This window comes from Pseudomonas sp. PS02303 (assembly GCF_029959925.1).
Classification (GTDB): domain Bacteria; phylum Pseudomonadota; class Gammaproteobacteria; order Pseudomonadales; family Pseudomonadaceae; genus Aquipseudomonas; species Aquipseudomonas mandelii.
In genome coordinates this window covers 1-7,708 of sequence record NZ_JASCOM010000268.1, presented here as the reverse complement: position 1 = coordinate 7,708, position 7,708 = coordinate 1, and the positions used below count along the sequence as shown (strand labels likewise).

General features: G+C 60.8%; 7 protein-coding genes. 2 read left to right on the top strand and 5 right to left on the bottom strand.

Going from position 1 to position 7,708, the window contains the following annotated elements:
• Nucleotides 1-91 precede the first annotated feature (91 nt).
• Nucleotides 92-988 (bottom strand): LysR family transcriptional regulator, encoded by an 897-nt coding sequence (locus tag QMX98_RS29850; RefSeq protein ID WP_102595902.1) that lies wholly within the window; start codon nt 986-988, stop codon nt 92-94.
• 161 nt (nt 989-1,149) lie between these two features.
• On the opposite strand from QMX98_RS29850, the gene QMX98_RS29845 reads away from it, so the two are divergent.
• Nucleotides 1,150-2,169: an alpha/beta hydrolase gene (locus QMX98_RS29845; RefSeq protein ID WP_282411825.1), complete on the top strand. Its 1,020-nt coding sequence runs from the start codon at nt 1,150-1,152 to the stop codon at nt 2,167-2,169.
• Between the two features lie 117 nt (nt 2,170-2,286).
• Nucleotides 2,287-3,723 (top strand): mechanosensitive ion channel family protein, encoded by a 1,437-nt coding sequence (locus tag QMX98_RS29840; RefSeq protein WP_221106464.1) that lies wholly within the window; start codon nt 2,287-2,289, stop codon nt 3,721-3,723.
• A gap of 209 nt (nt 3,724-3,932) precedes the next feature.
• Here the strand turns inward: QMX98_RS29840 and ycaC are convergent, their stop codons facing one another.
• From ycaC to QMX98_RS29820, 4 genes are all read right to left on the bottom strand, one after another.
• The gene (gene ycaC / locus QMX98_RS29835; RefSeq protein WP_010455729.1) at nt 3,933-4,559 is read right to left on the bottom strand and encodes an isochorismate family cysteine hydrolase YcaC; all 627 of its coding nucleotides are present in this window, start codon (nt 4,557-4,559) and stop codon (nt 3,933-3,935) included.
• Between the two features lie 68 nt (nt 4,560-4,627).
• Nucleotides 4,628-6,466, bottom strand: a complete 1,839-nt coding sequence (locus tag QMX98_RS29830; protein WP_282411824.1) for an amidohydrolase — start codon at nt 6,464-6,466, stop codon at nt 4,628-4,630.
• Nucleotides 6,463-7,056 carry an antibiotic biosynthesis monooxygenase gene (locus QMX98_RS29825; RefSeq protein ID WP_010455733.1) on the bottom strand — a complete coding sequence of 198 codons (594 nt, stop codon included), beginning with the start codon at nt 7,054-7,056 and terminating at the stop codon, nt 6,463-6,465. Before QMX98_RS29825 ends, QMX98_RS29830 begins: the two co-directional genes overlap by 4 nt.
• Nucleotides 7,049-7,465, bottom strand: coding sequence for a DoxX family protein (locus tag QMX98_RS29820; RefSeq protein ID WP_077750469.1), 417 nt, complete (start codon nt 7,463-7,465; stop codon nt 7,049-7,051). Before QMX98_RS29820 ends, QMX98_RS29825 begins: the two co-directional genes overlap by 8 nt.
• Nucleotides 7,466-7,708 lie beyond the last annotated feature (243 nt).

The window sequence follows — 7,708 nt, the reverse complement described above, 5'->3', positions numbered from 1 at the left end:
AAGGCGTTGTATCAGTCAGCGCTTGTTTTGAATGTCACGACGCCTTCGCGGGCAAGCCTCGCTCCTACAAGGAGATGTGTGATCCGGCGCTCTACAACCCACACTCAACCCGATCCAGCCGCTCGCGCAAAAACTCGATCAACGCCTGCACCGGCCGCGAACTCTGGCGATGCTGCGGATACACCGCCGACAACGTCAGCGGCGGCGGACGAAACTCATCCAGCACCGGCACCAGCCGACCCTCTTTCAGCGCCGAACCGACAATGAACGTCGGCAAATACGTAATCCCCATCCCGGCCACCGCCGCATCCTTGAGCAACTCCCCGTTATTGACCCGCATCCGACCCGTCACGTTGACGCTCAGCGGCTTGCCCTGCCCTTCGAAACGCCATTGCACCTGACGCCCGTGGCCGTAAGGCAGGCAGTCATGGTTGTGCAAATCTTCGGGTTTGAGCGGCGTGCCGCGCTCAGCCAGATAGGCCGGGCTGGCGCAGTACACGCGCTGGATGGAGGCGATGCGGCGGGCGATCAGGGTCGAGTCCTCCAGGATGCCGATGCGCAACGCCAGGTCGTAACCCTCGCTGAGCAAGTCCACCGGCCGATCGCTCAAGTCCACTTCCACCGTGACATCGCGATAGCGCTGCAAAAACAACGGCAGCAAGCAACCCAGATGCGCCAGCGCAAACGACAACGGCGCACTCACGCGGATGGTGCCGCGAGGCTCGGTGGTCTGGCCGGCGATGCCCTGCTCCACTTGCTCGACTTCACCGAGCAAACGTAACGCGGACTCGTAATAACTCTGGCCCAGCGGCGTGACGTCCAGCCGCCGCGTGGAGCGATTGAGCAGGCGCACGCCCAGACGCTCTTCGAGCTGCATCAAGCGCCGGCTGACAAACTGCTTGGACAGGCCCAATTGATCGGCTGCCGAGGTGAAGCTGCCGGAGTCCATGACCTGGCAAAAAATACGCATATCTTCGAACGGGTTCATTGTCACCCCTTGGTTGACAGTCAAACACTTTATAGCTGCTTTTTCCCTTTTGGGCGACCTATTAATCTGTGTCCACGGTGTTGCTGAGGCCTGACCTACAGCGCCAGCAGCGACCTGACCTCAGGTAATCAAAAATTAATTAATTAAAAAGGATTTGCCCCATGAACATCGTCAAACACACCCTGACCGCTTCCCTTCTCGCCCTTTCCATCGGCAATGCATTCGCCGCCGGCAGCCCGGGTGTCGAACACAATACCCAGGCCTTCCTCGAAGCCCTCGCCGCCGGCGGTGGCAAGCCGCTTGAGCAGTTGAGCCCCAAAGATGCCCGTGCGGTGCTGACCGGTGCGCAAAACTCGGTGAAGGTTGATCTGTCGGGTGTGGACGTCAGCGATCGTGCGATCAAGGTCGACGGGCAAACCATCAACCTGAAAATCGTCCGGCCGGCGAAGGTCAAAGGTGAATTGCCGGTGTTCATGTTCTTCCACGGTGGCGGCTGGGTGTTGGGCGATTACCCGACTCACCAGCGTCTGATCCACGATCTGGTGGTCGGCTCCGGCGCTGTCGCGGTGTATGTCGATTACACGCCGTCGCCGGAAGCGCATTACCCGACTGCGATCAACCAGGCCTACGCCGCGACCCGTTGGGTGGCCGAGCATGGCAAGGACATCGGCGTCGATGGCAAGCGCTTGGCGGTAGCCGGCAACAGTGTCGGCGGCAACATGGCGGCGGTCGTGGCGTTGATGGCCAAGGAACAGAAAGCCCCGGCGCTGCGCTTCCAGTTGTTGATGTGGCCGGTGACCAACGCACAGTTCGACAGCGGCTCGTACCAGCAATTTGCCGAAGGCCACTTCCTGACCAAGGGCATGATGAACTGGTTCTGGGACAACTACACGACCGACCAGGCCGAGCGTGCGCAGATCCATGCCTCGCCGTTGCAAGCCAGCGCCGAACAGCTCAAAGGCCTGCCCGCCGCCCTGGTGCAAACCGCCGAGTTCGACGTGTTGCGTGACGAAGGCGAAGCCTATGCCCGCCACCTCGACGCAGCCGGTGTGCCGGTCACGGCGGTGCGATACAACGGCATGATCCACGACTTCGGCCTGCTCAACCCGCTGAGCCAGATTCCGGAGGTGAAAGCGGCGGTTCGTCAGGCAGCACTGGAACTCAAGACTCACTTGAACTGAGTCACCTCGCCTCGCCACACAACCAGGTGTGGCGAAGCTGCTTTTTGTAGGAGCCAGGCAAGCCTGGCTCCTACAAAAAACTACCGCCAACAACAACCAGTCTGCCGGAGTTCTCCCATGTCTTTTGTCCTCGCTCACCTGCTGTCCTGGAGTGCCCTGCTGCTGGTGATCGACACCGTGCTCTGGCACCTCGCGCCGTTCAAGCATCGCGTCACGCGGGTTGGCGTGCGGCTGGCGTTGTTTGTGCTGTTCAGCGCGCTGGTGATCAATGCCGGTGTGAGCCCGTTGCAGGCACCATTGTTCGCCGAGGATCATGTCGCGCAATTGGGCGCCACGGCGTTGGGGATTCTCTGGTGGCTGTACTCCGCGCGGGTGCTCACCGAAGTCATCGGCCTGGTGCTGATGCGCCGCATCGGTCACAGCGGTCGCTTGTTGCAGGACGTCATCGGCGCGCTGGTGTTCCTGATTGCAGTCGTCGCGGCGGCCGGTTACGTGCTGGAGCTGCCGGTGAAAGGCTTGCTGGCGACGTCCGGTGTCGTGGCCATCGTCGTCGGTCTGGCGTTGCAAAGCACCTTGAGCGACGTATTTTCCGGGATCGTACTCAACACCACCAAGCCGTATCAGGTGGATGACTGGATCATGATCGATGGCGTCGAAGGCAAAGTCCTCGACATCGACTGGCGCGCCACGCACCTGCTGACCAGCGCCGGCAGCACCGCTGTGGTGCCGAATTCGGTGGCGGCCAAGGCGAAAATCGTCAACCTCAGCCGGCCGACCAACATGCACGGCGTGTCGATCAGCATTCAAGTGCCCAACCACATCCGCCCGCGTCGGGTGCTGGATGCGCTGGAGCGCACGCTTCAAGGCAGCAGCAGCTTGCTGCTCAGCCCGGCGCCGAAAGCCGTGCTCAAAGAGGCTGGCGAAACCATGTCCGAGTACGTGGCCAGCGGCTTTATCGCCGAGCTCGGCAAGAAGAGCGAGGTGCGTAATCAGCTGTTCGACCTGGCGCACCGGCACCTCGAAGCGGCGGGAATTTCCCGGCAGATCGATGGTGTTATTGAACCGACAACCCGCGCACGGGCGTTGCTGGATGAAGTGAAAGTCTTCCGCTCCCTGAGCGAGGACGAGCGTGATCAATTGGCTCAGTCCATGGTCCCGCAGCAATACGCGGCGGGTCAGGTGGTGCTGGAATTGGGCGAAGTGCCGGACAGCCTGATGGTGATCGCCACAGGCGTGGTCAGCGCCACCGTCCCCGATGGCACCGGGCAAACCGAAGCCGGGCGCATGGGGCCGAGTGAGGTGATGGGTGAACAAAGCGTGCTCACCGATACACCGTCCCAGGCCACCTTCACCACCCTGACCTCGTGCATCATTTACCGGATCGACAAATCCCTGACCCGTGGTTGCATGGAACAACGGGTTGAAGTGGGTCGGGCGCTGAACAAGCTGCAAGCGGTGCGGCAGCAGAACAGCCGGTTGGCGCTGATGGCCAAACCGGCTCCGATCAAGAAAAACGGCTTTCTCAACTGGCTGCAAAAACGCCAACAGGCCTAGTTTTTGTGGCTGCCTGAATGTTGTGGTGGCGTGCTTTTGTGGCGAGGGAGCTTGCTCCCGCTTGAGCGCGCAGCGCTCACCCAAAAGGGGCTGCTTCGCAGCCCAGCGGAAGCAAGCTCCCTCGTCACAAAAAACCTCACCACCCAATGAGGTTGTCCCAGACATAAAAATGCCCGCACAGTCGCGGGCATTTTTATGGATCGCCGGGCTTACTTCGAAGTCAGCGCCACGTAGCTGTTCATCAAGTTGCGATAGTTCGGAATACGCGGCGACAGCAGGTTCGCCAGGCCTTCCATGTCGTTGCGCCAGTCACCCTGCAGCTCGCACGCCACCGAGAACCAGTTGACCAATTGTGCTCCGGCCGCCGACATGCGTGCCCAGGCCGCTTGCTGCACGGTTTCGTTGAAGGTGCCCGAGGCGTCGGTCACTACAAACACTTCAAAGCCTTCCGCCAGTGCCGACAACGTCGGGAAAGTCACGCATACGTCGGTCACCACACCCGCGATGATCAGTTGCTTGCGGCCAGTGGCTTTAACGGCTTTGACGAAATCTTCGTTGTCCCAGGCATTGATCTGGCCTGGACGCGGGATGTACGGCGCGTCCGGGAACAGTTCCTTGAGCTCCGGCACCATCGGGCCGTTCGGGCCGTTTTCGAAACTGGTGGTGAGGATGGTCGGCAATTTGAAGAACTTGGCCAGGTCCGCGAGGGCCAGCACGTTGTTCTTGAATTCGTTCGGCGAGAAATCCTGGACCAGCGAGATCAGGCCGGTCTGGTGGTCGACCAACAGGACTACGGCATCGTCTTTGTTCAGGCGCTTGTACGGAACGTTGCTCATGTGAAACTCCTCGATGGATGGGTATTACGCAAGGCGCCGACGCAGCGCATCGGCGCGTTTTGTGATCGTCAGAACGCGAAGCACGAGCAGCCGAACGCGCCCCAGAAACCGGCGAAATCGCTGACCGGCGCGTTCGACAACCGGGCCTTTTCATGGCTGTGGGCATGCACGCCGCACGGCCCGCTGCAATGGTGAACCTGCGCCTGCATCGGCGACGTCGGACGCCAATGACCCGGCACCTTGACCACCGGCGACCAGTCCGGCAGCACCGGCACGCTGGCAGGTCCCAGTTTTTCGAAATCACCGGCGGCGTACACCACCTTGCCGCCGACCACGGTCAACACCGATTCGATCCACTTGATCGCTTCTTCATCGACGCTGAAAAAGTCAGCGCTGAGCGCCGCGACATCCGCCAGTTGGCCAATCTTGATCTGGCCTTTCTTGCCCTGCTCGGACGAGAACCAGGCGCTGCCGTGGGTGAACAGCTCCAGCGCGGTCTGCCGGGACAGGCCCTCGGCGTGCAGTTCCAGGCCACCGACGGTGCGGCCACTGACCATCCAGTACAACGATGTCCAAGGATTGTAGCTCGACACCCGCGTGGCATCCGTACCGGCGCCGACCGGTACCCCTTCGGCCAACATGCGCTTGATCGGCGGGGTCGCCTCGGCGGCCTTGGCGCCATAACGCTCGACGAAATACTCGCCCTGAAACGCCATGCGATCCTGAATCGCAATACCGCCACCCAGCGCCCTCACCCGCTCGATGTTCTGCGGCGTAATGGTTTCAGCGTGGTCGAAAAACCATGGCAAACCGTTGAACGGAATGTCGCGGTTGACCTTCTCGAACACGTCGAGCATGCGGCTGATGGATTCGTTGTACGTGGCGTGCAAACGGAACGGCCAGCGCTGCTCGACGAGGTGGCGAACCACCGGTTCCAGCTCATCTTCCATGGTCTGCGGCAGGTCCGGACGTGGCTCGAGGAAGTCCTCGAAATCCGCCGCCGAAAACACCAGCATTTCCCCGGCGCCGTTGTGTCGCAGGTAATCGTCGCCCTGATGCAGAGTCACGCTCGACGTCCAGTTCTTGAAGTCGGTCAGCTCTTCTTTCGGCTTCTGCGTGAACAGGTTGTAGGCGATGCGAATGGTCAGCTGCTGGTCCTTGGCCAACTGTTCGATCACCTGATAATCGTCGGGATAATTCTGGAAACCACCGCCGGCGTCGATGGCGTTGGTCAGGCCGAGGCGATTGAGTTCGCGCATAAACTGGCGCGTCGAGTTGACCTGGTACTCCAGCGGCAACTTTGGCCCCTTGGCCAGCGTCGAGTACAAAATCATCGCATTGGGACGGGCGACCAGCATGCCGGTCGGCTCACCGTTGGCATCGCGCACAATCTCGCCACCCGGCGGGTTCGGCGTGTTGCGGGTGTAACCGGCCACGCGCAAAGCGGCGCGGTTGAGCAAGGCGCGGTCGTACAAATGCAGGACAAACACCGGGGTGTCTGGCGCGGCCTGATTGAGTTCTTCGAGGGTCGGCATGCGCTTTTCGGCGAACTGGAATTCGTTCCAGCCACCGACCACCCGCACCCATTGCGGTGTGGGCGTGCGATCGGCCTGGTCCTTGAGCATGCGCAAGGCATCGACCACCGATGGCACGCCTTCCCAACGCAGTTCGAGGTTGTAATTCAGACCGCCGCGAATCAGGTGCAAGTGCGAGTCGTTGAGGCCGGGAATGACGCAACGACCCTTGAGGTCGATGACCTGCGTGCCCGACCCGCGCAGGGCCATGGCTTCGGCGTCGGTGCCGACCGCGACGAAGCGACCTTCGCGGATCGCCACTGCGCTGGCGCGTGGGTTTTCACGGTCAACGGTATGAAATTGGCCATTGAATAAAATCAGATCGGCGTTCATCGCGTTTCCTTGGACGGAGTGGATTGAGACAGCCAGGGCGCGAACAGACGCGTCGCCATCGGCATGAACAGGTACACCACCGAAACGACGATGGTCAGCGTGATCAGGAACGTCGCGACCACGTAATTGGACAGGATGGCGTTAAGTTGCAGCAGCGGGCCCCAGAGCAGCGGCACCAGCAAGGTGTGCGGCAGAATCACCAGCAACGTCACCACGGCCTGCTTCCAGCGCGGCGGCGGTGGCGAAGCGGCGTCGGCCTGCGGCGCGAACCAGAATTCGTTGACCGGATTGACCTCGGTCTGGTCGCCATCGGCGAGCATCGGCGTGGCTTCCTTGACCAACTCAAGGCGCTGCGGTGAATCGAGCCAACGCTGCATCGCGTCGGTGGAACAAAAGCGCAGCACGCAGGTGTACATGTCCAGGCCAGCGTTTTTACCGCGCATCACGTCCACGCCCAAGTGCCCTTCCTGCTGCCCGGCGATGCTGACAATGTTGCGCAACCAGGCTTCATAGGGCGCTTCAAAACCGGCTTTGACCCGGTGCTTGATGACCAGGGTCACGACTTCCTCGAAACGATTGGATTCAGGCATAACGCAAAGCTCCGGCAAATCGGACATTGAGCGCCAGCCGTCCCGGCCCGGCGATAAGTAGGCTGGTGAACACAATCAACAGCAGCCAACCGAACTGCCCTTCATCGAGACTCCATTGCGCATGCACCACCAGCAGCGCGATCAGCAACACTGCCAAAATCGGCAGACACGCCAGACGCACCAACACCCCTGCGATAATCAGCAACGGGCACAGCACCTCGGCAAAAATCGCCAGCATCAGCGTGACGTTCGCGCCGAGGTGAAACGGGTCTTCGATGACTTGCAGTTGAGCGCTGAAGTTAAGCAGCTTCGGCAAACCGTGCACCCACAGTAGAAACACACCGCCAGTGACCCGCAAAAACAGCAGTCCGAAATCCTGCGCCCGCTCATCCCATCGCGATGTATTCATGGGCTACCTGCACAAATGAAAAACCACCGACGTTCATACGCCGGGACCTGGTTTGATAGTGCCGGGACGGGAGCGGGGAAAATTGGATGTACGTGCTGTTTTGCGGATGAGCCGGATCTACAACCGACGAAGATCCTGTGGGAGCGAGCCTGCTCGCGATAGCGGTGGATCATTCAGCATTGATGGTGGCTGATACGCCGCCATCGCGAGCAGGCTCACTCCTACAATTGGATTGGGTGCATC